The organism is Bradyrhizobium sp. USDA 336, assembly GCF_044908355.1.
Classification (GTDB): domain Bacteria; phylum Pseudomonadota; class Alphaproteobacteria; order Rhizobiales; family Xanthobacteraceae; genus Bradyrhizobium; species Bradyrhizobium yuanmingense.
On the sequence record NZ_JBIYDC010000002.1, the window covers coordinates 1,670,629 to 1,696,258 of the forward strand.

General features: G+C 63.8%; 23 protein-coding genes. 17 read left to right on the plus strand and 6 right to left on the minus strand.

From position 1 onward, the window contains the following. Positions 1-2,604 precede the first annotated feature (2,604 nt). A complete protein-coding gene (locus ABIA45_RS08755) occupies positions 2,605-3,213 on the minus strand; it encodes a hypothetical protein (protein WP_404651726.1) in 609 nt (202 codons plus the stop codon). Between the two features lie 397 nt (positions 3,214-3,610). Between ABIA45_RS08755 and ABIA45_RS08760 the strand changes: the two genes are divergently transcribed. The 7 genes from ABIA45_RS08760 (at position 3,611) to ABIA45_RS08790 (ending at position 8,187) form a co-directional block, all read left to right on the plus strand. Next, a complete protein-coding gene (locus ABIA45_RS08760; protein WP_035999192.1) occupies positions 3,611-3,907 on the plus strand; it encodes a hypothetical protein in 297 nt (98 codons plus the stop codon). Between the two features lie 192 nt (positions 3,908-4,099). Further along, the gene (locus ABIA45_RS08765) at positions 4,100-5,941 is read left to right on the plus strand and encodes a phospholipase D-like domain-containing protein (RefSeq protein WP_404651727.1); all 1,842 of its coding nucleotides are present in this window, start codon (positions 4,100-4,102) and stop codon (positions 5,939-5,941) included. Then, positions 5,910-6,134, plus strand: a complete 225-nt coding sequence (locus ABIA45_RS08770; protein ID WP_404651728.1) for a hypothetical protein — start codon at positions 5,910-5,912, stop codon at positions 6,132-6,134. The genes ABIA45_RS08765 and ABIA45_RS08770 overlap by 32 nt, the downstream gene beginning before the upstream one ends. Beyond that, positions 6,134-6,820 (plus strand): endonuclease/exonuclease/phosphatase family protein, encoded by a 687-nt coding sequence (locus ABIA45_RS08775; protein WP_128261649.1) that lies wholly within the window; start codon positions 6,134-6,136, stop codon positions 6,818-6,820. Before ABIA45_RS08770 ends, ABIA45_RS08775 begins: the two co-directional genes overlap by 1 nt. A 233-nt stretch (positions 6,821-7,053) precedes the next feature. Continuing rightward, positions 7,054-7,245, plus strand: a complete 192-nt coding sequence (locus tag ABIA45_RS08780; RefSeq protein WP_025036310.1) for a hypothetical protein — start codon at positions 7,054-7,056, stop codon at positions 7,243-7,245. Positions 7,246-7,469: 224 nt separating this feature from the next. Then, the gene (locus tag ABIA45_RS08785) at positions 7,470-7,790 is read left to right on the plus strand and encodes a DUF1476 domain-containing protein (protein WP_198399782.1); all 321 of its coding nucleotides are present in this window, start codon (positions 7,470-7,472) and stop codon (positions 7,788-7,790) included. 106 nt (positions 7,791-7,896) lie between these two features. Beyond that, positions 7,897-8,187 (plus strand): hypothetical protein, encoded by a 291-nt coding sequence (locus ABIA45_RS08790; protein WP_036031443.1) that lies wholly within the window; start codon positions 7,897-7,899, stop codon positions 8,185-8,187. Positions 8,188-8,220: 33 nt separating this feature from the next. Here ABIA45_RS08790 and ABIA45_RS08795 read toward each other — a convergent pair whose 3' ends face one another. Next, the gene (locus ABIA45_RS08795; RefSeq protein ID WP_260347296.1) at positions 8,221-8,349 is read right to left on the minus strand and encodes a hypothetical protein; all 129 of its coding nucleotides are present in this window, start codon (positions 8,347-8,349) and stop codon (positions 8,221-8,223) included. A gap of 792 nt (positions 8,350-9,141) precedes the next feature. Here ABIA45_RS08795 and ABIA45_RS08800 point away from each other — a divergent pair. Beyond that, positions 9,142-10,077 carry a septal ring lytic transglycosylase RlpA family protein gene (locus tag ABIA45_RS08800; protein ID WP_271542221.1) on the plus strand — a complete coding sequence of 312 codons (936 nt, stop codon included), beginning with the start codon at positions 9,142-9,144 and terminating at the stop codon, positions 10,075-10,077. On the opposite strand, the gene ABIA45_RS08805 is transcribed toward ABIA45_RS08800, so the two are convergent. Then, a complete protein-coding gene (locus tag ABIA45_RS08805) occupies positions 10,074-11,027 on the minus strand; it encodes an alpha/beta fold hydrolase (protein WP_271542220.1) in 954 nt (317 codons plus the stop codon). The two genes, ABIA45_RS08800 and ABIA45_RS08805, sit on opposite strands and share 4 nt — an antisense overlap. A 154-nt stretch (positions 11,028-11,181) precedes the next feature. Here ABIA45_RS08805 and ABIA45_RS08810 point away from each other — a divergent pair, with 154 nt between their 5' ends. The 9 genes from ABIA45_RS08810 (at position 11,182) to ABIA45_RS08850 (ending at position 20,918) form a co-directional block, all read left to right on the plus strand. Then, a complete protein-coding gene (locus ABIA45_RS08810; RefSeq protein WP_271542219.1) occupies positions 11,182-12,444 on the plus strand; it encodes a D-alanyl-D-alanine carboxypeptidase family protein in 1,263 nt (420 codons plus the stop codon). Between the two features lie 2 nt (positions 12,445-12,446). Beyond that, entirely contained in the window at positions 12,447-13,133 is a 687-nt protein-coding gene (gene tmk, locus ABIA45_RS08815) for a dTMP kinase (RefSeq protein ID WP_271542218.1), read from the plus strand. Further along, entirely contained in the window at positions 13,130-14,176 is a 1,047-nt protein-coding gene (locus ABIA45_RS08820; RefSeq protein WP_404651729.1) for a DNA polymerase III subunit delta', read from the plus strand. The genes tmk and ABIA45_RS08820 overlap by 4 nt, the downstream gene beginning before the upstream one ends. A gap of 109 nt (positions 14,177-14,285) precedes the next feature. Further along, positions 14,286-16,229 carry a methionine--tRNA ligase gene (gene metG / locus ABIA45_RS08825; protein WP_271542217.1) on the plus strand — a complete coding sequence of 648 codons (1,944 nt, stop codon included), beginning with the start codon at positions 14,286-14,288 and terminating at the stop codon, positions 16,227-16,229. Positions 16,230-16,242: 13 nt separating this feature from the next. After that, positions 16,243-17,019 (plus strand): TatD family hydrolase, encoded by a 777-nt coding sequence (locus ABIA45_RS08830; protein ID WP_271542216.1) that lies wholly within the window; start codon positions 16,243-16,245, stop codon positions 17,017-17,019. Positions 17,020-17,032: 13 nt separating this feature from the next. Continuing rightward, entirely contained in the window at positions 17,033-17,830 is a 798-nt protein-coding gene (locus tag ABIA45_RS08835; protein ID WP_157284438.1) for an MBL fold metallo-hydrolase, read from the plus strand. Positions 17,831-17,991: 161 nt separating this feature from the next. After that, entirely contained in the window at positions 17,992-18,585 is a 594-nt protein-coding gene (locus ABIA45_RS08840; RefSeq protein ID WP_271542215.1) for a TRAP transporter small permease, read from the plus strand. A 2-nt stretch (positions 18,586-18,587) separates the two neighbouring features. Further along, positions 18,588-19,901, plus strand: a complete 1,314-nt coding sequence (locus tag ABIA45_RS08845; RefSeq protein WP_157284434.1) for a TRAP transporter large permease — start codon at positions 18,588-18,590, stop codon at positions 19,899-19,901. 39 nt (positions 19,902-19,940) lie between these two features. Beyond that, positions 19,941-20,918 carry a TRAP transporter substrate-binding protein gene (locus tag ABIA45_RS08850; RefSeq protein WP_404541101.1) on the plus strand — a complete coding sequence of 326 codons (978 nt, stop codon included), beginning with the start codon at positions 19,941-19,943 and terminating at the stop codon, positions 20,916-20,918. Between the two features lie 54 nt (positions 20,919-20,972). Here ABIA45_RS08850 and ABIA45_RS08855 read toward each other — a convergent pair whose 3' ends face one another. Genes ABIA45_RS08855 through ABIA45_RS08865 form a run of 3 tightly spaced genes read right to left on the minus strand, consistent with a single transcriptional unit; the run spans position 20,973 to position 25,595 of the window. Further along, the gene (locus ABIA45_RS08855) at positions 20,973-22,622 is read right to left on the minus strand and encodes an acyl-CoA synthetase (RefSeq protein WP_404651730.1); all 1,650 of its coding nucleotides are present in this window, start codon (positions 22,620-22,622) and stop codon (positions 20,973-20,975) included. 21 nt (positions 22,623-22,643) lie between these two features. Then, on the minus strand, positions 22,644-24,533 hold the full coding sequence (locus ABIA45_RS08860; RefSeq protein ID WP_404651731.1) for a TRAP transporter large permease subunit: 1,890 nt from the start codon (positions 24,531-24,533) through the stop codon (positions 22,644-22,646). A gap of 30 nt (positions 24,534-24,563) precedes the next feature. Then, positions 24,564-25,595: a TRAP transporter substrate-binding protein gene (locus tag ABIA45_RS08865; protein ID WP_404651733.1), complete on the minus strand. Its 1,032-nt coding sequence runs from the start codon at positions 25,593-25,595 to the stop codon at positions 24,564-24,566. Positions 25,596-25,630: the final 35 nt, after the last annotated feature.

The following is a 25,630-nucleotide window of genomic DNA, read 5'->3' on the forward strand; positions in this document are numbered from 1 at the left end:
GCAGCTCACTGCATCATGGCCGTCATGGAAGTCGCGTCGCATCCTGTTCTGTAGCTATGCGCCATCTGAGCACGGGGTGCGAACGAGCCGGTGGATCTTTCATCCGACTTGCGCCTAAGCTCCGAATACGGGCGTTGCCTCGGGGCTGGGCCGCTTCCCATCCCTGATTGAAACAGTTCGGTTGCAACCGAAGCAGTCTAACGAAAGCTCATCATCTTTGAGCCTAAGCGCGCCCTTCCTGTTCAGGCGAGTTTGGCTCGGTGGAGAGGAATCGGACGAGGTGTAGAAAGCCTTCGCGCTCAACCGGCGTCCGATTACCGGGCCCGTCTGTTCACTCCAAGCTATGGCCCTGTGAGTCAGGGGGATTCATGGAACAGAAGCCATTCAAGAGCATGCCGCTTGAAGAGCTGTGGCAACTCCACAGGCTCGTCAACAATATCCTCGCCGCTAGGCTTCTGGCGAAGAAGGACCGGTTGGAACGACGACTGGAGCTGCTTAGCCGTCTCCTCCGACGCGCATCGTAGAGCGGCTTTCGCTATCGGCGACATCGACTTGCAGTCGGCTTGTCCGGCGCCAAGGAGATGAGCAGTGCTACCGCGATATCAGCAGTCGGACGACATCCGCTCCTCCACACCAACAACGACAGGATACTGAAAAGACATCGATTTCTTTAGATCAACGGGAACGTCGCACAAATAGCTACGGTGAGTAGCTACGAAGATGGGCCGCGGCTTACCCCGATATCCTGACTTCGAATATCCACTGACAACGGATGAGATATTGCTGCCAGCAGTTTCGACGGCTTCATGAGCTCGCGACGCGCGCCCGCAAAGCGCCCGAAGACCAACTCAGGCCCGCTGATCATCGGCGTCGGTTCGCCGAATTCCACTCTGCGACGATAGTCATAAAGCAATCTCCTATCTAAATTTTCGCTCAGCGCGATCCATCTCGGCCTTCAGTTTCCGTCTCGCAAGGTCTCTCACTCTGCACCGGTCTTCTGGACGTTAAAGCTCACGACGAGTGGCTAATGCGATGCTCGGTGCGCTCATCTTCGAGCACGCTATGTCGGGATCGCGAAAGGGAGCCGCCCGGCACGCGATTTGAACGCGCGTGCCAACTTGCAGAACCTTCGATCTGCGCGCGCGGCTCAGCCTTTGATGACAATTCCCCACCGGAGTGTAGCCTGGGCACGGGCGGAGCTTGATTCGTCATGCTGGAAGCTATTCTCATGCTACTGGGAATTGGAGCCGTGGCCCTTCTCCTTATTGCGTTCTGGGGACTGCATAGGCACGTGTGAGAGGGCCCGTCGTGCTTGAGAATCTAACGGTGGACGCTAGCCGGTCGGTTCACGACTGGCGATTGTCTCACGGTCTCAAATAGAAGGAGAGGGCGGATCGAAGGGCTCAGCAATCCGCTCTTTCACGCACTTTGCCGTAGAGAGACAGCAAAATTGCACGTCACCCGTTTTGGCCAGGGAAGGGGCCCACCTCTGGGACAAAAACTACGGTTTCGGTAGTGCCGACTCAACCGTTGAAAACACCGTAGTATTTATTCGCACCTGCGCAGAAAAGCGTGCACAATCAATAGAGTTGACAAGACACCCCTTCCGCCATTGTATTGCCGGCGGACCGCGGGCTCGGGAGTCGTCGCGCGCTTCAATTTCGAAAGCAGAGGCGCGCTAATGTAACACCCGTGCGGCCTCGGCAAGCCGGACCTTTTCTCTCAGGACATCAAGCTCCTCGAGGGCGTCGAGGAGTCTCACCAACTCGCGGGCGATCTGCTTCAGATCGGGGCTCCGGTGTGTAAGAATGCGGCCTCGTTGTGCCATTGGTGCACGCCTCCTTGCTTGGGAGATCTGCTTGGCAAGAAGCACGCCGAAGCGCCCGCCTCGAAGGCGTGGACAAAATTAACCACATGATGGCGGGATGATCGTGGCGCTTGAAAACTCCCGCCATCGATCCTTGCGCAAGCGGCTGCGCCGTTCGCGGACGAGGCCGGCTCGTTCGGCTCCCGATAAACCATGTCGGCGCCGTTAGGTGTAGGTAACTTTCCGCGCAACCAGTCCCCGAGTTGCCATCTGCCCCTCCTATCCTCAAGCTATGGGCGATTCGTGAGTCGGGGGATTCATGGAACGGAAGCCGTTTGAGAGCATGTCTCTCGAGGAGCTGTGGCGACTCCACACGGTCGTCAATGACATCCTGGCCGCGCGACTCGTAGCCAAAAAGGAAGAGCTCGAACGGCGATTGGAGCTGCTCAACCGGGAGCACAAGTCTTCCAATTAATGGGATCGCCCCGATCCGCGGGCGTCCCGACGGTCACGCTGAACTAGCCTCCAAGCTGGCTCTTGCAGTGCCGCGCCAATCGTGCCGACCACCGCGGCGCAGGTCGCGGCCGTCGCACCAGAGCGGCGCCTGCGACCCGTTCGACGACGCAGGCTGTGTGTGGGAATTGGGTCACAGCTGAAGACATTGAGAAGAGGGCGGGAACGTCCTCTCGGCAGGTGGCTTGTTGCACCGGCGACGGTCTCGGTTTCACGGGGCAGGAGCCGTCCGGCGGCCCTGCATCATCATGCCCCCCGGCCGATGCGGGGCCGCCTCTCTCAATTCAGCTCTTGGTATCACTACCCTTCGGCGCGTTCCACGCGGCCTGATTGGCTTGATCGAAGGCCTTGCGGGACTCGGCGAGTGCGGCGCTCATCACAGACCAGGAATCGCTGCCCGCCTGCTTCAACTTCTGCAGACGTGCTTCCGCCTCGGAGGCGTCGGACTTCAACTGCTGGAGCGCGGCTTCGACGTCCGCGGCGCGGGCTGTGGCAACCTTGCCCGCGGCCTCGCGGAACTTGTCTGCGGCTTCGCGCCAGGCCTTGGCCTGTGCTGCCGCAATGCCCTTGAACGTGACCTGCTGTTGCTCGAGCTGCTTGCCAGCGTCTTCGAAATAGGTCTTCACCTGGGCTTCGAATCCATTCCATTGCCGCTCCAGATCGGCCTTGGCGTCGGCCCAGGCCGCTTCACCCGCCTGCGCCTTGGCCTTGAGCAGTGCCTGAAACTCGTCGCGGCGCTGGGTCAGATCGGCGAGGAGCTGATCGGTCTTGACCTTGGACTCAGCCTTGGCCTGGCCGGCCTTGACCTCGAACGACGCCAACGCGGCGTCCATCTCGTCGATCCGCTCCTTGGCCCAATTGAGAAGGAAATGCATGCTGCTCTGCTGTGGCATGGCCGCCTCCGTTGCGTTGTCGCGATCAGAATTCCAGAGCTTCGGCTTGCCTGTGTTGACCTGTCTCAATGACACCGTGGACGAAAGCGCAGCGCGCTCGAGCCAAGGGATGCACGGACTTGCGTCAGGAACGCTATCGAATGTGAGAGATTAGCCCGACAGCAAGCTTCACAGCGGGCAACGCATGTTCTTCTTTTTCTCGAACCGGCTGGGATGTCTCGGCTCGCTGCTGATCTCCGGCCTGGTCACGGTGGCGCTGCTCTTCCTGCTCGGAGTAGTTCGGTTCTGAGACGGCGGCTTCAAACGGTCATTTAGCTTCGAGACGGTGCCGGTAATTTCAGGAACTTGGCTCCAGCTCGCCTGTTGTTCGCACTCTCGACCACATGGAGAGCAGCCTTTGGAAAGCACCATCATTGGAGAATTCGACACGCGCCGGGGCGCCGAGCTTGCGGTTGAGCATGTCGTGCAGGAATGCGGCGTGCCGCGAGGCGACGTCTTCGTCCAGCCTGCCGGCGCTGCGAACACGGTGGGAACACGCGCGGCAGGTCCTGACGTCAAGACAGCGCCCACACCGGAGGGGCGGCAGAAGCTGGAAGGCCTGATCGAGGTTTCCGTCGATTTTCACGGCGATGCCCCTGAGAAAATTGTCGATGTGTTGAGGAGCGCCGGCGCGAAGTTTGTCCGCACCAAATGACGACTTGTGCGACGGGCACAGAGGACGCCGGACATTCGGTATTCGCATCGAACCGCAGCCGTTGATCGCGTGGAACCCCTTGAGCCTCCAGCGCGTTTAGACGCAAACGCGAATTGCGAGGTCCACCTGCTTCAGAGCGCATCGACACTCACTCCCGGCGACACCGTCTGGCGGCGGTGCAGGGCGCGGCGCGTGGCGGTTCTGAACGATGCCGCGGCCTATTTCGCAGCCCTGCGGGAGGCCCTGCTACAGGCGCAGGATCTCGTCTACATCGTCGGCTGGGATATCCATAGCAGGACGCGGCTGGTCGGAGATTCCGGACGTGCCGATGATGGCCTGCCTGAGGAGCTTGGTCCGTTCCTGCGCGCCTTGGTGCAGCGCCGGCCCGCCTTGCGCATCAACATTCTCGTCTGGGACTTCGTCTCGTTTTACGCTTCCGAGAGGGAGTGGAATTCCGCGGCGAAATTCACTGCCGACACCGATGGCCGCGTCCGGTTTCATCTGGACGCCACGCTTCCGTTTGGTTCGGCGCAACACCAGAAGATCGTCTGTGTCGACGGTTCACTGGCGTTCGTCGGCGGCCTTGATCTGACGATCAGGCGCTGGGATACGAGCGACCACCGCGCCGACAACGCCTTGCGCTGCGATCCTCAGCGCAAGCCGTACCCGCCGTTTCACGATGTTCAGTGCCTGGTCGACGGGGATGCCGCGGAGCAGCTGTTCGCCCTCGTCGAGCAACGCTGGCGTGCGGCAGGCCAACAGGCCGATGAGCGGCGCGCGTCGAACAACGGATGCTGGCCGGCGAACGTGCCTGTCGATGCCGAGCATTTGCCGGTCGGGATCGCCAGGACCGAGGTGGTCTGTCCGGCAGGCTCGACCATCAGGGAGGTCGAACGCTCCTTCATTGCGGCGATCCGCTCGGCAACGAGCTTCGTGTACATCGAAAATCAGTTCACCAGCGCGACCAGGATGGCGCACGAATTGGCGGAGCAGATGTGTCGCGTGCCGTCGCTTCGGGTTCTGGTCGTCGCTCCGAAACTGCATTCCTCGTGGCTTGAGTCCCAGGCCATGCAGAACGGCCGCGGCGCTTTCATCGACTGCTTCAGCTCGGCCGGAGTGGCCGATCGCATCCGCTTCGTCCATCCGGTCTCCCGCAGCGGAAATAAGGAAGCTGCCGTGATGGTGCACAGCAAGCTCATGGTGGTCGATGACCGGATCCTGCGGATCGGCTCGGCCAATCTGAATAATCGGTCCATGGGCGCCGACAGCGAATGCGACCTCATTTTCGAAGCTGAATCCGAGGAGCATCGGGATTTCATCGCCTCGGTCCGCCGTCGCCTGATCGCGCATTTCTGCGGTCTCGACGAACAGGCCATTGGCGAAAACGAGCATCGGCTGTTCGCACTGCTGGACGACGTCTCCACATCTCGTGGCGCCAAGACGTTGCGGAAAGTCGAGTCTTCGGTTCTAACCAGCACGCTGGCCAGCTTGGTTCAGCCTGTGGCGGACCCTGAGCTGCCCCTTCATCTGGAGCGCGCGGCATCTCGCATGTGGACGACGAAAACCATCATCGGGATCGTTGCGATAGCCGTGGCGCTTTTCGGGCTGGCGCTGGCCTGGTCGTACACGTCCTTGAGCGATCTCGCCGATGCAGGTCATCTTTCGGCGCTTCTGTCTGCCTATTCGCAGTCCATCTGGGGGCCGCCATTGGCGATCGCAGCCTTCGTCCTTGGCGGGCTCGTCGTCTTTCCGGTTCTCGTCCTCATTGCGGCAACGGCCGCCGCACTCGGGCCGTGGCTGGGGTTCGCGACCGCAATGGCGGGCGTCCTGCTCAGCGCTCTGATCCTGTTTGCGATCGGCCGCTTCCTCGGCCGGGAACGGCTTCAGCGTCTGCTGGGTCGACGTGCCGCGCGCATCCAGGAACGCGTGGTCGGGAAGGGCATCCTGGCGGTTGTCGTCATCCGGATGCTTCCCAATAGCACCGTTCTCGGTGGTGAACGTCGTGGCAGGTGCGAGCACGCTGCCTCTTCGTGACTTCATGGTGGGAACTCTGCTGGGCAGCACGCCCGGAATCCTGGCCATGGCGGTTCTCGGCTCGCAGATTGCCGAGCTCGCCAGAAATGCGTCTTGGAGCAACATGTTGCTGCTGGTACTGGCGTTCCTCGGCTGGCTCGGGGTCTGCGCCGGCGCGCAATTCATGACGACATGGCTCGCCGGGAGGCGCTGATGGCGGCCGTGCGTTTCATGACCTGGAATGTGCACGGCACGTTCAATCTCAATCCGAAATTCGACCTGGAAGGCGTCTGCTCCATCCTGCGCAAATGGGCCCCTGATGTCGTCGCACTGCAGGAGGTCGACTCGCGGTCGCGATCGGACGACCCATTTGGGAAGTTGGCAAGCGTGATCGGAGATCACCGCGTGCACGCCAAGTCGATCGTCACCGAAGATGGTGACTATGGCCAGATGCTGCTGAGCCGCTTTCCGTTCTGCAGCGTGCCTGAAATCGTGGACGTTTCCTATCGAGAGCGGGAGCCACGCCGGGCGATCGCCACCGACTTGCTGACGCCTGCCGGTGACGTCCGCGTCGTGGCCACGCATCTCGGTTTGAGTATCCATGAGCGCCATGCCCAGGCGCAGTCCCTGGTGAGCCTGGTGAAACCGGCGAGAACCGTGGTCCTCGGTGATTTCAATGACTGGTTCTGGGTCCGATCTGTGCGGCGCGTGCTCGCGCAGGTCTGTCCCAACCGTACGCGATTGCGAACCTTCCCATCACGCTTGCCCTTGATGCGGCTCGACCGGATCTATGCAACCGGTGACAGTCGGATCGGGAGAGCTTGGACCGACGAAGCGGCGACGGCCTATTCCGACCATCTGCCCGTGATTGCAGACATCGAGATCGCCGCGGGCAGCTGATCTGCTCGCAGGCCTGCTATCTTGGGGGGGCAGGCAGGGATTGAGGAGTTTCCGAAGGTGGGGAAGGCGACTTTTTTGCCCGACTGCGCAGCCGCCTCGTGCTCTCTGGAAAAGGCTTTGAGTCAGAAAGACTTGGCTACTGTGCATGGGGTTATTTTCGTAAGTCTCGTGTCGGCACCCGGCTCCTCACGGGACCATGCGGAACTTTTCTCGCACCGCCGCGTTATCTCGCCATGACTGAAGACCTTTCCTTCCGACGCAAACCCCTGACCCCCGAACAGCGCCACGCCCGCGATGCGGCTCGCCGGGTGGAGGCCGAGAAGGCCATGCGCGACCACGAAGCGGCGCAGAAGGCGTTCTACGCCAACAAGGAACGGCTCAAGGCCGAGCGGCTGGCGCGCGAAGCGGCGGCGGCGAAGGGCTGAGCGAACGCGCTTAGCCGCGCAATTTCCAAAAAATCGCATCTGCTGGCGGCCTGCATTTGATTGTCGGCCGCCAATGTCGCTTGGGGGTCTGCTTCCCATCGGCAGGCTTGACGGAGCTTCGCTTCCGGGAGGAAGCTTCTGATGATCCAAAACTGACCTGAACCACGGAGACGTTCGCTCCCGACAAGTCCGATCCTCATCAGCGACGCAGAATGGAGCTGACCATGACCACGTTCGACAAGCGCGAGCGGGGCTTTGAAGCCAAATTCGCCCACGACGAGGAATTGATGTTCAAGGCCACGGCGCGGTCCAACAAGCTGCTCGGGCTTTGGGCCGCGGGCCAGCTCGGGCTCAGTGGCGATGCCGCTGCAAGCTACGCGGCTGCGCTGGTGACAGACCATCTGGATAGCCGGACGATGGACGATGTGGTCGGCAAGGTGGCGGGCGATCTCGCAGGCAAGGGGATCGCGCGCGAGCAGGTCGCGCAGAGGCTTCAGGAATGTCTGCACCAGGCGCTGGCGCAGCTCGAAGCGGATCGGCAATGACACCCGCTGCCGCGTTCATTCGGCGCGCTTGCTGCCTTCCGCGGGCTGTGCCGTTTCGTGCTACCGTGCCAGCCGCCGGAGACGGCGGCGAGCGGGAGGTGGGGGCATGTCACGGGGCAGCTTTGGCAAATGGTCCGGCGCAATCGCATGCGCCGGCGCCATGCTGGTCGCTGCAGGTGGCGCCGAGGTCTCGGCGACGCCGCTGACGCCGTTTCGCTACGAGGCGCAGGCCCAGCGTCATTGCCCGCGCGACAAGGTGGTTTGGCTCGACTTCGGCAAGGGCGTTTATTACCGCAAGGGTCAGAAGCGCTACGGCCAGGGCTTCGACGGCAGCTTCGTCTGCCAGAACGAGGCCCGCGGCGGCTTCTACCGCCGCTCGCTGTTGGGCCTGCGCTGAGCGGCGGGTTTCGGCGGCTGGCGGACCCGCCGGCTATTTCGCTGACGGCAGCCTGACCGGCACATGCGGGGAGGTGCTGATGACCCGGGGGCTTCCATCCGGATAGGTGCGGTTGCCGCGGATCAGGGATTCCAAGACCAGGAAGAACTTCTCGGCAAGCATTTGCGTCACCCTCGTTGGTGATGGCCTCTTGCAATTGGTCGAGGCGCCGAACGCAATAATTCAATCAACTGAATGGGAGCGGGGACAGCCGCGCCTGCTGCGCCGCAATGGAGAGAACCCGTGTTGGACAGGAGGACGTGCGGTTCAGGCAAACGCCAACGCGACGAGACTCGAGCAGAGCAGCACCAAGCCGCCGGCGGTCAAGGCCAGGAAGCCATCGGATACGAGGTCATGATTACGCATGGGACACCTGCCGCTCTCGTGTTCGATGCGCGAGTGGATCGACCAAGACCGTCCGAACGCGCCGCTGTGAAAGAGGTGATGCTTGCCGTCCGCGCGAGTGCCTTCAGGCCCTCGTGCGGTAACCCTCGAACGCATGGGCCAGGAAGATCCCCGCGCTTACCAGACCCATCAGTGCCGAAACCGTCTCGATCATCGTTAAATTCCAAATCCTGCCCTCGCATCCGAGAGAACGCGGGCGGCCTTGCACAGTCAAAAGAATTTCGGTGAGCGCCGCGACAATGGGGGTGGAGTGAGGATTTGGCGCAACAGACTGTCCGGCACTGGCACAGTGCGGGGGCCATCGCCCCGTAGAACAACGGAAAAATGCGAACGTCTCGTTTACCATCCCGGCGTGATCGCCGTGGGCTCCCCATTTCCGCCGCGTTCGGGTTGCGTTATCGTTACCGCCTCCGAGACGGTGGTGGGCCGCCTCGGATGAGATGACCGGACAGCGCTCCCCGTAGCCAAAGCGGGTTGGGTACGCCTCCGGCGAAGTGGTATTTGGGGCGCATGGGGATCCGTCGGTCAGATTCGGTTTTGCGAGCCGCGCGCGGTGTTGCGGCGGTCGCGACCTGCCTTGTGCTCGCCAATTGCGCCTCCTCGAACAAGTTCGCCAGCCGGGTCGATCCGAAATACGGCGTGTCCTCGAGCCCGCGGGTGGTGGCCTTTGGCGATCCGGTCCCGAAGGGCGGCGGCACCTACCGCGTCGGCAAGCCCTATGTCGTGGCGGGCCGGACTTACGTGCCGGAGGAGGACGTCAACTACCGAGCTGAGGGCATGGCCTCCTGGTACGGCGACAGTTTCCACGGCCGCCTGACCGCCAATGGCGAGGTGTTCGATATGACCTCGCTGACCGCCGCGCATCCGACCCTGCCGATGCCGTCTTATGCGCGGGTGACCAACGTCTCGAACGGCAAGTCGCTGATCGTCCGCGTCAATGACCGCGGGCCCTATCACGGCAACCGCCTCATCGATGTCTCGAACAAGGCCGCCGAACTCCTTGAATTCAAAGGGAACGGCGTTGCCAAGGTCCGGGTCGAATATGTCGGCCGGGCGCCGCTCGAAGGCTCCGACGACCGTCAGCTTCTGGCGACCCTGCGGACCGGCGTCCCGGCGCCGTCGCCCTCGATGGTCCGGGTCGCCTCGGCCAAGCCGTTTGTGCCGGAGCTGCCGTCCTCGACCCGCGGTGCCATTCGCGGCGAGGTCCCGATGCCGGAGGGGCGGCCATACAATCTCGGCAGTACCTCGGCCGATATGGCTTCGCTCAATGCTACCTCGGAAATGTCGGCTTCGAGCCGCAGCCGGGGCCGGGCGCTCCAGAACACCCGCGCGGTGTCCTATGGCGAGGACGGCCGCTACGCGAGCGAGACTGCTCCCTCCGTCGGTTATGCCTCGGACGGCGCGGCCGAAGCCCGCAGCATCCTCAGCGGCCGCGGCCTGTACTAGCCCGCGCTCTCCTTCAGGAACGCCAGCAGCGCTGCATTCACCTCGTCGGGCCGCTCCTGCTGCACCCAATGGCCGGCGCCCTCGATGATCAGCTTGCGCTTCAGATTGGGCAGCACGCGCTCGAGCTCGTTGACCCGCTTGGCCCCGATCAGGCCGGTGATGACGGCGTCCTTCGAGCCTGCGATGAAGAGGGAAGGCTGGTGAATCTGCGCGTCCTGCCAGGGCGCGGTCAGCTCCCAATTGCGGTCGATGTTGCGATACCAGTTCAGCCCGCCGCGGAAGCCGGACTTGCGGAAGGCCTCGGTGAAATAGGCCAGGTCTGCCTCGCTGAGCCAGCCAGGCAGCGGCTCGTCAGCGCCGGCGTGGCCGAGAAAGCCCTTGCCCTCCTGCACGAACATGGCCGCGGTGGGATCGGCGAGGCCCCGCCCGCCGAGGACGATGCGCATGGTGCGTGCGACGTCACGCTCGAGCTCGGCCTCGGCGACGCCGGGCGTCTGGAAATACTGCCAGTAGAAGTTGGTGACGCCGCCCTGGCGCAGCAGGTCGAGCGGCTTGCCGCGGCCCCGGAACGGCGGCGGCACGCTCAGGCCCGCGACCGCCGTGAAGATGTCCGGCCGGAACAGCGCCGCGTGCCAGGCGACCGGTGCACCCCAATCATGGCCGACCACCATCGCCTTGGTCTCGCCGAGGGCCTGGACCAGGCCGACCACGTCGCCGACCGTGTCGAAGATCGAGTAGGCGTTCGCGTCGAGCGGCGCCGCGCTCTGGCCATAGCCGCGCATATCGGGGGCGACGACGTGAAACCCGGCTTCGGCGAGCGGCAGGATCTGGTGGCGCCAGGAATAGGACAGCTCCGGCCAGCCATGACACAGTACGACCAGCGGTCCCTGGCCGGCTTCGCGGACGAAAAGCTCGATCCCGTTGGCCTTGATCATCCGGGTTGTTGGCATTCGCTTTTCCGCCTTGTTTCAGGGGTTTGGTCGAAAAACATGAGGCGTCACGATAGGAGCGCGGCGAGAATCGTGCAATCTCGGCGACAAGCGTCCAACCGCGTGTTGTTCGCATCTGTTCCAGCTGTTAGAACGCCTCTCTCAGGGCTTCGCCATGACACTTCGTCTTCCTTTGCTTCGTCGCAACCGGCTCACCGCCGGAACGCTGGCGCGCGGGCTGATCGCGACTGTTTTGGCGGCGGCCATCGGATGGGGCGGGGCGCTCCATGCGGCCAACCAGAGCGTCCAGGGCGGCAAGAAAGCGGAAGATGCCGGCTTCGACGGCGATGCCCCGACCGCGATCCTGATCGAAGCCTCCTCGGGCAGCGTGCTGTTCGAGAAGAACGCCGACGAGCTGCGCGCGCCTTCGAGCATGATGAAGCTGATGACCGCCGAGGTCGTCTTCAATGCCATCAAGAAGGGCGACATCAAGCTGAATGACGAGTATCGGATCAGCGAGAATGCCTGGCGCAGAGGCGGGGCCCCCTCGGGCGGCTCGACCATGTTCGCCGCCATCAACAGCAAGGTCTCGGTCGACGATCTCCTGCGCGGCGCGATCATCCAGAGCGGCAACGACGCCTGCATCGCGCTGGCCGAAGCCATGGCGGGCAATGAGCGGATCTTTGCCGCCGACTTTATGACCAAGCGCGCCCGCGAGCTTGGCATGACCAGGTCGACCTTCGCCAATTCCAGCGGTCTGCCCGATCCCGGCAACAAGATGACGGTGCGCGAGCTCGGCATGCTTGCCCGGCACATCATCCTGGACTTCCCCGAATTCTACAAACTGTTCGGCGAGAAGGAGTTCACCTGGAACAAGATCCGTCAGCAAAACCGCAATCCGCTGCTCAATTCGATGGAGGGCGCTGACGGCCTGAAGACCGGCTACACCAAAGAAGGCGGCTACGGCATGGTCGGCTCCGCCGTGCAGAACGGCACGCGGCTGATCGTCGTCGTCAACGGACTTGACGATCCCGAGGACCGCGCCACGGAAGCCAAGAAGATGCTGGAATGGGGTTTTCGCAATTTCGAGACCCGCACCCTGATCGCAGCCGAGCAGCCCGTCGGATATGCCAAGGTGTTCGGCGGCGAGAGCCGGTCGGTCAAGCTCATCGCCAAGACACCTGTGAAGGTGATGGTGCACAAGAACGGCAGCGACAAGCTGATTGCGCGCATCGTCTATAGTGGCCCGGTGCGCGCGCCGATCGAGGCCGGCCAGCGGGTCGGCGTGGTCAGGGTCTGGCGCAGCGGCAACATAGCGGTCGAGACGCCGGTCTATGCCGCGGAGGCGATCGGCACCGGCTCGACCATGCGCCGCGCGATCGACGGCGCCAGCGAGCTCGTGATCGGCATGTTCCGCGCAGGCGCCGAGAAGCTCTGATCATGAGTGAGAGCGCTGCACAGCGACCGTCCGGACGGGGACGCTTCATCACCTTTGAAGGCGGCGAGGGCACGGGCAAGTCGACCCAGATCAAGAAGCTCGCCGACCGCCTCAAGGCGGCAAAGCTGCGCATCCGCGTGACGCGGGAGCCGGGCGGCTCGCCGGGCGCTGAAATCATGCGTCATCTGGTGCTGTCGGGCATGGGCAAGCTGCTCGGCCCCGAGGCCGAGACGCTGCTGTTTGCCGCCGCACGCGATGACCATGTCCGCACCGTGATCCAGCCGGCGCTGAGCCAGGGCGTCTGGGTGCTGTGCGACCGCTTCGCGGACTCGACGCGGGCGTATCAGGGCAGCCTCGGCCAGGTGCCCGATGGCCTGATCAACGCGATGCAAAGGGTGACGATCGGCGACCTCAAGCCGGACCTCACCATCATCCTCGATTTGCCGGTCGAGATCGGCCTGCAACGTGCCGCCGCGCGCCGCGGCAGCGGCACGCCCGACAGGTTCGAGGCCGAGAAGCTCAGCTTCCACCAGGACCTCCGCGAAGCCTATCGCAAGATCGCGGCGGAGGATCCCGCGCGCTGCGTGCTGATCGACGCCAATTCCGATCCGGACACGGTCGCCGCGCGCGTCTGGACGGCACTGCGTGAGCGCCTGCTGCCAACGCCTGCGTCAGTGGTGTCGGTATGAGCCCGCGTCAGGCCGAGCGCGAAACCGCCATACCGCATCCGCGCGAGACGTCGCAGTTGTTCGGCCATCGCGAGGCGGAGGCCGCGCTGCTTGATGCCTATCGCAGCGGACGCATTCCGCATGCCTGGCTGATCGGCGGGCCACAGGGGATCGGCAAGGCGACGCTGGCCTATCGCATGGCGCGCTTCGTGCTCACCCATGCGCAGCCGCTGGCGCCGGCCGTGCAGCGCGCCGAAAGCCTTGCGATCGATCACGACGACGCCGTGGCGCGGCAGGTGGCGGCCGGCTCGCATGGCGGCCTGCTGACGCTCGAGCGCACCGCCAACGAGCGCGGCGTGATGCGCACCGTGATCACCGTGGACGAGACGCGCGAGACGATCGGTTTTTTCGGCTCGACCGCCGCGGCCGAAGGCTGGCGCGTCTGCATCGTCGACACCGTCGACGAGCTCAATCCGAACGCGGCCAACGCGCTTCTGAAGATTCTCGAGGAGCCGCCGCAACAATCGATGTTCCTGCTGGTGAGCCACGCGCCCGCGCGGGTGCTCGCCACGATCCAGTCGCGCTGCCGCAAGCTGCGCCTGCGGCCGCTCGCCACGAACGATGTGATCGGCGCCGCCGCTTCGGCGGCTGAGCTCGATCCGAACGATGCCGCGCTGCGCGAGGCGGCCGAGGCCTCCGAGGGCAGCGTCGCACGGACGCTGACGTTGCTCGGTGGCGAGGCCCTGAAGCTTCAGCAGCGCACGGCGGCGCTGCTCGCGCGCCTGCCGCAGGTCGATCCGCGCGAATTGCACACGCTCGGCGATTCGCTCGGCACCAGCGACCGCGTGGCGCTTGCGGCCTTCATCGACGGCATCGACCGCTGGATTGCGGAGCGCCTGCATGCGGATGAGGCCAATGCCAACCAGAACCTGCCGCGCCTTGCGCGGCTAGCTGAGGTATGGGAAAAGATCGTCCGCGCCGCGCGCGACACCGAAACCTACAATCTGGAGCGAAAGCCCTTGGTTTTCTCGGTGTTCGGCTGGCTGGCGGACGCAACGCGCTAAAGCATGATCCGGAAAAGTGCGCAGCGGTTTTCCGAAAAGATCATGCGCAAAACAATAACGGAACGCCGAGCCGTTTCCAAAATTCGAGAAGCCGGTAAAGGAATTCGTGGTGGCAACGCGAGCTAAGAAATCCGTCAAACGCAAGAGCGGCAAGAAGGCTGCGAAGAAGGCCGTCAAGAAAGCGGCGAAAAAGGCCAAGGCGCGCGCGGCCAAAGCTGCCAAGAAGGTCAAGAAGACCAAGAAGGCTGCCGTCAAGAAGAGCGTGAAGAAGGGCGCCGCAAAGAAGGCCGCAAAGAAGCAGGTCGTCGCCAAGAAGGCGGTGAAGCAGGCTGCCACAAAGCCGGCCAAGGCTCCGGCGAAGAAGGCCGCGAAAAGGGCGGTTGCGCCTGCCGTGACCGCCGCACCGACTCCCGTCGCGCCTGTGAAGCCAAAGGCGCCGAAGTCCAAGGCCCCGCGCGCGCCGAAGCCCGTCGCTTCTCCGCAAGCTGCCGCGCCTGCGGTGGTCGCCCCGCGCGACAACGTGTTCTACATCACGACCGCGATCGCCTATCCCAACGGCAGCCCGCATATCGGTCATGCCTATGAGGCGATCGCGACCGACGCGCTGGCGCGCTTTGCGCGGCTCGACGGCAAGGATGTGTTCTTTTTGACCGGCACCGACGAGCACGGACAGAAGATGATTCAGACGGCGGCGAGCGAAGGCATGTCCACCGCTGCGCTCGCGACGCGCAATGCCGGCCGCTTCAAGGAGATGGACGAGCGCCTAGACGTGTCGTTCGACCGCTTCATCCGCACCACCGAGGAGCAGCATCACCGCTCCAGCCAGGAGATCTGGCGCCGCATGGAAGCGAATGGCGACATCTACGCCGACACCTATTCGGGCTGGTACTCGGTCCGTGACGAGGCCTATTACGCCGAGGACGAGACGCGCGTGAACGATGACGGCGTGCGCTTGGGGCCGCAGGGCACGCCTGTGGAATGGGTGGAGGAGAAGAGCTATTTCTTCCGCTTGTCGGCGTATCAGGACAAGCTGCTCAAGCTCTATGCGGATCAGCCCGATTTCATCGGGCCGGATTCCCGCAAGAACGAGGTCGTGAGCTTCGTCAAGGGCGGCCTGCGCGATCTTTCGATCTCGCGCACCACGTTCGATTGGGGCGTGAAGGTGCCCGGCGACGAAGAGCACGTGATGTATGTCTGGGTCGATGCGCTGACCAACTACATTACCGGCGTCGGTTTCCCCGAAGAGAGCGACAGGAATTGGCGCTATTGGCCGGCCGACGTGCACGTCATCGGCAAGGACATCATCCGCTTCCATGCGGTGTATTGGCCGGCCTTCCTTTTGTCGGCGGGCATCCCGCTGCCGAAGCGGGTCTATGCCCACGGCTTCCTGTTCAACAGGGGCGAGAAGATGTCGAAGTCGGTCGGCAACACTGTCGATCCCTTCAACCTCGCCGACCAGTACGGCGTCGACCAGTTGCGCTACTTCTTCCTGCGCGAGGTGCCGTTCGGCCAGGACGGCAATTACAACCACGAGGCTATCGTCGCGCGCATCAACGCCGATCTCGCCAACGATCTCGGCAATCTCGCGCAGCGCTCGCTGTCGATGATCGCAAAACAGCTCGGCGGCGTGCTGCCCGAGCCCGGCGAGTTCAGCGACAACGACAAGGCGATCCTGGGGATGGCTGACGGCATGATCGCGGCCTCGCGTGAAGCCATGGCGACGCAGCAGATTCATCAATGGCTCAACACCGTCTGGGCCGTGGTCGCGGAGGCCAACCGCTATTTTGCGGGTGAAGCGCCGTGGGCGCTCGCCAAGACGGATCCGGCCAGGCAGAAGACGGTGCTCTACGTCACCGCCGAAGTCGTGCGCCAGATCGCGATCCTGGCTCAGCCCGCGATGCCGACCGCCTCCGGCAAGCTGCTCGACAGCCTCGGCATCCCCGAAGCCGAGCGCAATTTTAACATGCTCGGCGGCGCGAAGCGCATCGCGCCCGGTTCGACGCTGCCGGCGCCGATGCCGGCGTTCCCGCGCTACGTCGAGCCGGCGGCCTGAAGGCGTTCGCACGATGCTGGTCGACAGTCATTGCCATCTGGATTTTCCGGACTTTGCGGAAGATCTCGACGGGATCGTGTCGCGGGCGCGAGCCGCCGGTATCGTCCGCATGGTCACGATCTCGACGCGGGTCCGGCGGCTAAAGGACCTGCTCGCCATCGCGGAGCGCTATGACGACGTCTATTGCTCGGTCGGCACCCATCCGCATCATGCGGACGAGGAGGACGGCATCGCGCCGGACGAGCTGATTGGGCTGACCCAGCATCCCAAGGTCGTCGCGCTCGGCGAGGCCGGGCTCGATTATTTCTACGACAACGGCTCGCCGGAGGCGCAGGCGAGGGGCTTTCGCGCCCACATCGCCGCCGCCCGCACCACCGGCCTGCCGCTGGTGATCCATACCCGCGAGGCCGACGAGGACTGCGCGCGCATCCTGGAAGAGGAGGCCGCAAAGGGATCGTTTCGCGCCGTGCTCCATTGTTACACGGGCGGGCGCGAGCTGGCACTGAAGGCGGTGTCGCTCGGGCTCTATATCGGCTTCACGGGAATCCTGACCTTCAAGAAATCGGAGGCCTTACGCGCGATCGCAGCCGAACTGCCGCCCGATCGTATCCTGGTTGAAACAGACTCGCCCTATCTTGCGCCCGGCAAATTTCGGGGCAAGCGCAACGAGCCGGCCTACGTGGTCGAGGTCGCAAAAGTGCTCGCCGAGACGCGCGGCGTGTCCCTTGACGAGATCTCGCGTCAGACCAGCGAAAACTTCTTCCGCCTGTTCTCGAAGGTGAAAGCTTGAGACTGGGAGCCACATGACGCTGACGCTGACGATCCTGGGCTGCGGCTCCTCCGCCGGCGTGCCGCGCCCGGCGCTCGGCTGGGGCGCCTGCGATCCCAGCAATCCCAAGAACCGCCGTCGCCGCTGCTCGCTGTTGGTCGAACGGACGTCCGAGCACGGCACGACACGCATCGTGATCGACACCTCGCCGGACCTGCGCGAACAATTGCTCTCGACCAATGTCGACCACATCGACGCGGTGTTCCTCACCCACGAACATGCCGACCAGACCCACGGCATGGATGACCTGCGCTCGGTCGTCATGCACATGCGCCGGCGCATTCCGACCTATTTCAACCAGTCGACCGCCAAGGACATCCTGTCGCGGTTCTCCTATTGCTTCATCTCGCCCGAGGGCAGCGATTATCCGCCGATCCTGACGCGGCATTCGATCGAGGCGGGAGAAAGCCAGACCATTCTGGGGAAGGGCGGCGCGGTGACGATGACCGCCTTTCTGGTGCAGCACGGCAACATTCCCGCCCTCGGTTACCGCATCGGGGATGCGGCCTATACGCCAGACCTCAACGACATCCCGCGCGAGAGCTGGGGGGCGCTGGAAGATCTCGATCTCTGGATCGTCGACGGCCTGCGCTACACCAGCCATGTCAGTCATTTCAGCATCAACGATGCGCTGTCCTGGATCGAGCGCTTCAAGCCGAAGCGCGCGGTCATCACCAACATGACCGCCGACGTCGATTACGAGGTCATCCGGCAGTCGCTGCCCCCTGGCGTGGTGCCAGCCTATGATGGGCTGCGGCTGGAGACGCACTAAACCCGCGGTGGAAATTCTGCGGCCAGCCGGCATAGACCTTGCTTGCGTCGGCCCCATCATGTTGATCTAACGTCTGAAAGACAGGCGCTGGGCAGGGCGATACTCAAAACGGAACCGGCACAACCCAGTGCAATCGGTCGGTCGAATCGCCGCGTGTGAGGATGGGGATTGCGTTGGCAGAGAACGATGTAGCGACTCAAGGAGCGGTGCGACGCGCTCTGGACCTCCTTTATCTCGGCGCGGGCTATGCCGCGGGCGTCTTCCTGGTCGCGATCTTCGCAATCATGATGGTGATGTCGGTCGGGCGCCAGTTTGCGCTCAACATTCCCGCCGGCGATGATTTTGCGTCTTGGTGCATGGCGGCGATGGCGTTCCTTGGTCTCGCTCACACCTTCAAGCGCGGAGAGATGATCCGCGTCGGCCTGCTGCTGGAACGTCTGCACGGGCGGACCAAGCAGATCGCGGAGGTCGTGGCGCTCGGCATTGCCGCCGCCTTCATCCTCTACTTCACCCGTCATGCGGTGCAGATGACCTACGATTCCTGGCGCTTCAACGACGTGGCGCAGGGCGTGGTCGCGCTTCCGCTCTGGATGCCCCAGCTCGGCTTCGCCGGCGGCCTCGTGATCCTCTCGATCGCGCTGATCGACGAGATGGTCAACGTCATCGGCGGCAACCGTCCGAGCTACGAGAAGGGCTCGCCCGACGAGACTCCGGAAGAGTTCGTTGAGCGCATCTCGCAGGGCGGTGGAGGCTGACCATGGCCAATCTCGGCATGATCGAGCTGTCCTTCATCCTGCTCGGCGTCATGATCCTGCTGCTGGGAAGCGGCGTCTGGATCGCGGTCTCGCTGGGACTGGTCGGCTTCGTGGCGATGGCGCTCACCACGAGCCTGCCGCTCGGCACCGTACTTGCGACCACCACCTGGAGCGCGAGCTCATCGTGGACGCTGGCGGCGCTACCGTTGTTCATCTGGATGGGAGAGATTCTCTTCCGTACCAAATTGTCGGAGGAAATGTTCCGCGGCCTGTCGCCCTGGGTGCAGTGGCTGCCGGGACGGCTGACACATGTGAACGTGATCGGCTGCGGCATTTTCGCGGCGGTATCCGGCTCGTCGGCGGCGACCTGCGCGACGATCGGCAAGATCGCGCTGCCGGAGCTCGACAAGCGCGGCTACGACAAGGGCCTGAGCCTCGGATCGCTGGCGGGCTCGGGCACGCTCGGCCTGCTGATCCCGCCGTCGATTCCGATGGTGGTCTATGCCGTCACGGCGAACGTCTCCGTGCTTCAAGTGTTTCTCGGCGGCTTCCTGCCGGGATTGCTCGTGATCGCGCTCTATTCCGGCTACATCATCATCTGGTCGCTGCTCAATCCCAACAAGGTCCCGCCGCGCGATCCGCCGATGCCGTTTCGACAGAAGTTGCGGGAGTCAGCCAAGCTCGCGCCCTGTCTGCTGCTGATCCTGGCGGTGTTCCTGTCGCTCGTTCTCGGTTTTGCGACGGCGACGGAGTGCGCGGCCTGGGGCGTTTCCGGCGCGCTGCTGCTGGCGTGGTGGAGCGGCACGCTCACGCGCAAGAACTTCCTCGAGAGCATCATGAGCGCGACGCGCCTGACCTGCATGATCATGCTGATCCTTGCAGGCGCGGCCTACACCACGGCTGCGATGGCCTATACGGGCATTCCGGCCGCGCTCGCCACCTGGGTCCAGGGGCAGCACCTCACGCCGAGCATGCTGGCGCTGTATCTGAGCATCATGTACATCATCCTGGGTTGCCTGATCGACGGCATCTCGATGATCGTTCTGACGGCGGTGATCGTGCTGCCCATGGTCAGACAGGCCGGCCTCGACCTGGTCTGGTTCGGTGTCTATCTGATCATCCATGTCGAGATGGCGCAGATCACGCCGCCGGTCGGGTTCAACCTGTTTGTGCTCCAGAACATGAGCGGCCGCGATACGTTCACGGTCGCGCGGGCAGCATTCCCGTTCTTCGTGCTTTTGCTCGCTGCGGTGTTCATCATCACGGAGTATCCGCAGATCGTGTTGTTCCTGCCGAAGCTCGCTTTCCCAGACTGAGCGTACCCGTTCTCTAGATCGACTGTGAGGAGAAGCCCGATGATGTCTCGTTTATTCCACGCATCCTTGATTGCCGGCGTTGTGCTGGCCGCGACACCTGCCTTGGCTCAGAGCAAATGGAATCTGCCGGCAGCGTATCCTGCGGACAATCCGCACTCCGAAAACCTGGTGGCGTTCGCCAAGGACGTCGAAGCCGCCACCTCGGGCAAGCTCCTGATCACGGTTCATCCGGGCGCCTCGCTGTTCAAGGCGCCCGACATCAAGCGCGCCGTGGTGACCGGGCAGGCGCAGATGGGTGAGGTGCTGCTGTCGATCCACGAGAACGAAGACCCGATCTTCGGCGTCGACGTCGTGCCGTTCCTCGCGACCAGCTTCCCCGAGGCGGCGAAGCTGTATCAGGCCTCCAAGCCTGCGATCGCCAAGAAGCTCGACGCGCAAGGTCTCAAGCTGCTGTTCGTGGTGCCGTGGGCACCGCAGGGCGTCTACGTCAACAAGCCGCTGGCCACGATCGAGGACATGAAGGGTCTGAAGTGGCGCGCCTACAATGTCGGGACCGCGCGGATCGGCGAACTGGTCGGCGCGCAATCGGTCACGATCCAGGCCGCGGAACTGCCACAGGCGTTGGCGACCGGCGTGGTGAACTCCTTCATGTCGTCGGGCGGCACCGGCTACGATTCGAAGGCGTGGGAGTCGCTCAAATACTTCTATGACGTGCAGGCCTGGATTCCGAAGAACTACACCTTCGTCAACAAGGCTGCGTTCGAGGCGCTCGACAAGCCGACCCAGGAAGCCATCCTGAAGGCCGCCGCCACCGCGGAGACGCGCGGCTGGAAGGCTTGGGAAGAGAAGGCCAATTGGTACCTCGGTCAGCTGAAGGCCAAAGGCATGACTGTCGAGCCGCCGAGCCCGGCACTGAAGGCCGGCTTCCAGAAGATCGGCGACCAGCTCACGGCCGACTGGCTCAAGAAGGCCGGCGCCGACGGTCAGGCGGTGCTCGACGCCTACAAGAAGATGTGAGGATGAGAGAGCTTCCGCCCGCCGCAGGCGGGCGGAAGCTTCTTTGGCCGCTGGTCAGGCCGAGATCGCCTTCACTGAGCCGACTTCGTTGCGCAGCAGGAACTTTTGGATCTTGCCCGTGGACGTCTTCGGGATCGGCCCGAACACGACCGCCTTCGGCGTCTTGAAGCCGGACATCTGGCTGCGGCAGAAGGCGATGATATCCGCCTCGCTGGCACTGGCGCCCTCTTTCAGTTCGACGAAGGCGCAGGGCACTTCACCCCATTTCGCATCGGGCTTTGCCACCACGGCCGCGAACAGCACGGCCGGGTGCTTGTATAGGATGTCCTCGACCTCGACCGAGGAAATGTTCTCGCCGCCGGAGATGATGATGTCCTTGGAGCGGTCCTTGATGATGACGTAGCCGTGCTCGTCGAGCACGCCGAGATCGCCGGTATGAAACCAGCCGCCTTCGAAAGCTTCCTTCGTCGCCTTCTCGTTCTTCAGGTAGCCTTTCATCACGATGTTGCCGCGGAACATAACCTCGCCGATGGTCTCGCCGTCGCGCGGCACCTGCTGCATCGTTTGCGGGTTGATCACGGTGACGGCTTCCTGGAGCGGGTAGGGCACGCCCTGCCGGCGCTTCATGCGCGCGCGCTCGGCGGCGGGCAGGTCATCCCAGCCCGGCTGCTCGGCGCAGACCGAGGCGGGGCCGTAGACCTCGGTCAGGCCATAGACATGTGTCAGCTTGATGCCGATGCTTTCGGCGCCTTCCAGCACCGCGACCGGCGGCGCGGCGCCGGCGATCAGGCCGACGACGCGGCGGGCCGCATCGCCCTTTGGTGCATCGGGCGCGTTGATCAGCGTGTTGTAGACGATCGGCGCGCCGCACATATGGGTGACGCCGTGGCTGTTGATCAGCTCGAAGATCCTAGTCGGCTCGACCTTGCGCAGGCAGACATTGATGCCGGCGGCCGCCGCAATGGTCCAGGGAAAGCACCAGCCGTTGCAGTGGAACATCGGCAGCGTCCAGAGATAGACCGGATGCTGGCCGAGATTGCCGGCGAGGATGTTGCTGACGGCGTTCAGATAGGCGCCGCGATGATGGGTGACGACGCCCTTGGGATTGCCCGTCGTGCCCGAGGTGTAGCTCAGCGCAATCGCGTTCCATTCATCGCTCGGCGTGATCGGCGCGAAGCCTGGATCGCCTTCGGCGACGGCTGTCTCGTATTCGATCTCGCCGATGCGCGTGCCGCCCTTGAACGATGCATCGTCGACGTCGACCACCAGCGGCTTGGGGCCGGTCATCTGCGCCAGGGCCGCAGTGATGACGCCTGAAAACTCCGGATCGACCAGGATGATTTTCGCGCCGCCATGATCGAGCTGGAACGCGATCGAAGGCGCATCGAGACGGATGTTGAGCGCGTTGAGCACGGCGCCGGTCATGGGCACCGCGAAGTGCGCCTCGTTCATCGCGGGAATGTTGGGCAGCATCGCCGCGACGGTGTCGCCGACACCGATGCCCTTGCTCGAAAGCCAGGAGGCAAAGCGCTTGCAGCGCTCATAGGTCTGCGCCCAGGTGAAGCTGCGGCCTTCATAGACCGTGCTGACGTGATCGGGATAGACCGCGGCGCTGCGCGCGAGGAAGCTCAGCGGGCTCAGCGGGACATAATTGGCTTGCGTCTTGTCGAGGCCGATATTGTACGGATTCTGTCGCTCACTCATCGACACCCTCCTTAAACCGCATCAAAGAAATCCAATCGAAATCCAGGGGAAGATCGCGACGATGATCAATCCCACCAGCAGCGCCAGCAGATAGCCCCAGATCGGCCTGATGCCTTCGGCCGGATCGACGCGCCCGATGGCGCAGGCGGCATAATAACCGACGCCGAAGGGCGGGGCGAATAGCCCGATACCCATGGCGAGAATGATCACCATGGCGTAGTGCACCTCGTGCACGCCGACGGCGCGGGCGATCGGAAACAGCAGCGGTCCGAACAGCACGATCGCCGGGATGCCCTCCAGCACGCTGCCGAGAACGACGAAGGCCAGGATCGATACGGCGATGAAGGTCGCAGCGCCGCCCGGCAATCCCGTCATGGCCGCAGCCAGCGAGCGCGAGAAGCCGGATTGGGTCAGGCCCCAGGCCATGCCGGTCGCCGTGCCGATGATCAGGAGGATCGCACCCGACAGCGCGGCGGTCTCGACCAGCATCGGAAACAGCCGCCGCCAGTCGAAGCGGCGGTAGATCAGGAGGCCGACGAGGGCGCCATAGACGATGCCGATGGTGGAGACTTCGGTGGCGGTCGCGATGCCCTCGACAACGGCATAGCGGATCACGAAGGGCAGCGCGAGCGCGGGCAGGGCGACGACGAAGGTCTTGCCGATCTCGGATGCCGTCGCGCGGCGGACGTGGCTCATGTCCTCGTGGCGGTAGCGCCACCACACCAGCATGCAGAGCGTGACGGCGAGCACGACGCCGGGCAGGAGGCCGCCGGTGAAGAGGGCGGCGATCGAGACGCCCGTGACCGAGCCGATCGTGATCAGCACAAGGCTGGGCGGGATGGTCTCGGTCTGGGCGCCGGTGGCAGCAAGCAGCGCGACGAGATCGCCGGGCTTGGCGCCGCGCTCTTTCATCTCCGGGAACAGCACGGGCGCGACTGCCGCCATGTCGGCCGCCTTGGCGCCGGAGATGCCGGAGACGAGGTACATGGCGCCGACCAGCACGTAATGCAGGCCGCCCCTGATGTGGCCGAGCAGGCTTGCCAGGAACGCCACCATGGCCCGCGCCATGCCGGTCATCTCGATCAGCAACCCCAAGAACACGAACAGCGGCACGGAAAGCAGGATGAGGTGGCTCATGCCCTCGTCCATCCGCCCGATCAGCACCATGACCGGCGTGCGCGTGGTCAGCGCGAGATAGCCGTAGATCGCAAGACCAAAGCCGAACGCAATGGGAACCCCGGCAAACACGCAGAAGCCGGCGACGCCGACGAAGAAGATGATGAGGTTGAGATTGCCGAGCGGCCGCAGCAATGGCTCGGCCAGCCAGAACAGGCCGATCACGAACGCAACCGAGAGCACGGCAGCCGCAACCATTCGGTGGTCGGCGGCGCGCACGAGTCGCAGCAGGGCAAAGGCCGCCATCAGGCCAATGCCGGCCGGCAGCGCGGCGGCGCGCCACATATTGGAGATCTGCAGCGCCGGCGTCGTGATGTAGCTTTCTTCATAGGCGTAGTCGCAGGCCGGCCAGACGATCAGGATCAGGAACGCCAGGGCCGCGGAGGTCGCGACCAGATCGAGATAGGCCCGCATAGCCGGCCTGGCGCTCGCGACGATCGCCGTCATGCGCATGTGCTCGGAGCGGCGGAACGCAACCGCCGCGCCCAGCATGGCGAGCCACAGGAACAGGATCGAGGCGAGTTCGTCCGACCAGATCAGCGGCCGGTGCAGGCCATAGCGTGCAACCACGCCGGCAAACAGGATCACGATCTCGGCGACCACCAGGATCGCCGTGGGGATTTCGACCATGAGGCCGAGCACGCGCTCGACTGAGGCCAGCAGCGAAGGTCGGCGAGGGGACTGCAACGTCACCTCGCCCACCACTTCGGTCACCTCGATCTCGACGTGAGCCATCCTGATACCGACCTCGACGGCCCCAACGCGCTACGACAGCTTGCCGACGGCCTTCTCCAGAAGCTCCCAGGCCTGATCGCCATATTTGCCCTTCCATTCGGCATAGAAGCCGGCGGAGCGCAGCTTGTCGCGGAACGGCGCGATGGCCGGCTGGTTGAAGGCCAGGCCCTTGCCCGCGAGCTCCTGCTGCAGGTTGGCGTTCAGCTTGGCGGTATCCTCACGCTCCTTGACGGCGGCGGCATTGATGTTCTTGGCGACGATGGTGCGCACGTCCTGCGGCAGCTTTTCCCAGGCTCTGCGGTTGGCCAGGAACCAGAACCCGTCCCACATGTGGTTGGTCAGCGAGCAGTACTTCTGCACCTCGTAGAGCTTGCCGGTCGAGATGATGGCCAGCGGGTTCTCCTGACCCTCGACGATCCTGGTCTGGAGTGCGGAATAAACCTCGCTGAAATTGATCGAGGCCGGCGCGGCATCGAACGCCTTGAACATCGAGGTCCACAGCGGCGACACCGGCACGCGGATCTTGAAGCCCTTGAGGTCGTCAGGCCCGGTGATCGGCTTGCTCGACGACGTGGTCTGGCGGAAGCCGTTGTCCCAGATCTTCTCCATGACCTCGAGCCCGGCCTTCTTGATCTCGGCGCGGACATGCGCACCGAGATCGCCGTCCATGGCCTTCCAGACCGTGTCATAGTCCGGGAACGCGAAGCCGATGCCGTTGATGGACGCCGCTGGCACCAGGGTCGACAGGATCAGGCCGGACAGCGTGAAGAACTCGACGCCGCCGGAGCGGATCTGGCTCAGCATGTCGGTGTCTGAGCCGAGCTGGTTGTTCGGGAAGATCTGCAGGTCGAACTTGCCGCCGGTCTCGGTCTTGATCGCCGCCGCCATCTCCTTGGCACGGACGTTGAGCGGATGTGTGTCGGGCAAGTTATTGGCGTACTTGTAAGTGAACTCGGCGCTCTGGGCGCGCGCCACATGGGGCGCACCGAGGCCGCCCAGGACTGCGGTCGCGGCGGAGGCCTTGAGAAGCGTGCGTCGGGAAAAGCGCGTGGACAGGACCATGAGTCTGCTTCCTCGGAAGGTTTGTTGTTGTTGTT

Excerpts from the sequence above, each read along its gene's own strand:
- ABIA45_RS08855 (WP_404651730.1), bottom strand. The coding sequence starts at position 22,622 with ATGAGTGAGCGACAGAATCCGTACAATATCGGCCTCGACAAGACGCAA.
- ABIA45_RS08775 (WP_128261649.1), top strand. The coding sequence starts at position 6,134 with ATGGCGGCCGTGCGTTTCATGACCTGGAATGTGCACGGCACGTTCAAT.
- ABIA45_RS08840 (WP_271542215.1), top strand. The coding sequence starts at position 17,992 with ATGGGGATTGCGTTGGCAGAGAACGATGTAGCGACTCAAGGAGCGGTG.
- ABIA45_RS08755 (WP_404651726.1), bottom strand. The coding sequence starts at position 3,213 with ATGCCACAGCAGAGCAGCATGCATTTCCTTCTCAATTGGGCCAAGGAG.
- ABIA45_RS08795 (WP_260347296.1), bottom strand. The coding sequence starts at position 8,349 with ATGCTTGCCGAGAAGTTCTTCCTGGTCTTGGAATCCCTGATCCGCGGC.
- ABIA45_RS08780 (WP_025036310.1), top strand. The coding sequence starts at position 7,054 with ATGACTGAAGACCTTTCCTTCCGACGCAAACCCCTGACCCCCGAACAG.
- ABIA45_RS08845 (WP_157284434.1), top strand. The coding sequence starts at position 18,588 with ATGGCCAATCTCGGCATGATCGAGCTGTCCTTCATCCTGCTCGGCGTC.
- ABIA45_RS08785 (WP_198399782.1), top strand. The coding sequence starts at position 7,470 with ATGACCACGTTCGACAAGCGCGAGCGGGGCTTTGAAGCCAAATTCGCC.
- ABIA45_RS08830 (WP_271542216.1), top strand. The coding sequence starts at position 16,243 with ATGCTGGTCGACAGTCATTGCCATCTGGATTTTCCGGACTTTGCGGAA.
- ABIA45_RS08820 (WP_404651729.1), top strand. The coding sequence starts at position 13,130 with ATGAGCCCGCGTCAGGCCGAGCGCGAAACCGCCATACCGCATCCGCGC.
- ABIA45_RS08850 (WP_404541101.1), top strand. The coding sequence starts at position 19,941 with ATGATGTCTCGTTTATTCCACGCATCCTTGATTGCCGGCGTTGTGCTG.
- ABIA45_RS08805 (WP_271542220.1), bottom strand. The coding sequence starts at position 11,027 with ATGCCAACAACCCGGATGATCAAGGCCAACGGGATCGAGCTTTTCGTC.
- tmk (WP_271542218.1), top strand. The coding sequence starts at position 12,447 with ATGAGTGAGAGCGCTGCACAGCGACCGTCCGGACGGGGACGCTTCATC.
- ABIA45_RS08860 (WP_404651731.1), bottom strand. The coding sequence starts at position 24,533 with ATGGCTCACGTCGAGATCGAGGTGACCGAAGTGGTGGGCGAGGTGACG.
- ABIA45_RS08865 (WP_404651733.1), bottom strand. The coding sequence starts at position 25,595 with ATGGTCCTGTCCACGCGCTTTTCCCGACGCACGCTTCTCAAGGCCTCC.
- ABIA45_RS08835 (WP_157284438.1), top strand. The coding sequence starts at position 17,033 with ATGACGCTGACGCTGACGATCCTGGGCTGCGGCTCCTCCGCCGGCGTG.
- ABIA45_RS08810 (WP_271542219.1), top strand. The coding sequence starts at position 11,182 with ATGACACTTCGTCTTCCTTTGCTTCGTCGCAACCGGCTCACCGCCGGA.
- ABIA45_RS08800 (WP_271542221.1), top strand. The coding sequence starts at position 9,142 with ATGGGGATCCGTCGGTCAGATTCGGTTTTGCGAGCCGCGCGCGGTGTT.
- ABIA45_RS08790 (WP_036031443.1), top strand. The coding sequence starts at position 7,897 with ATGTCACGGGGCAGCTTTGGCAAATGGTCCGGCGCAATCGCATGCGCC.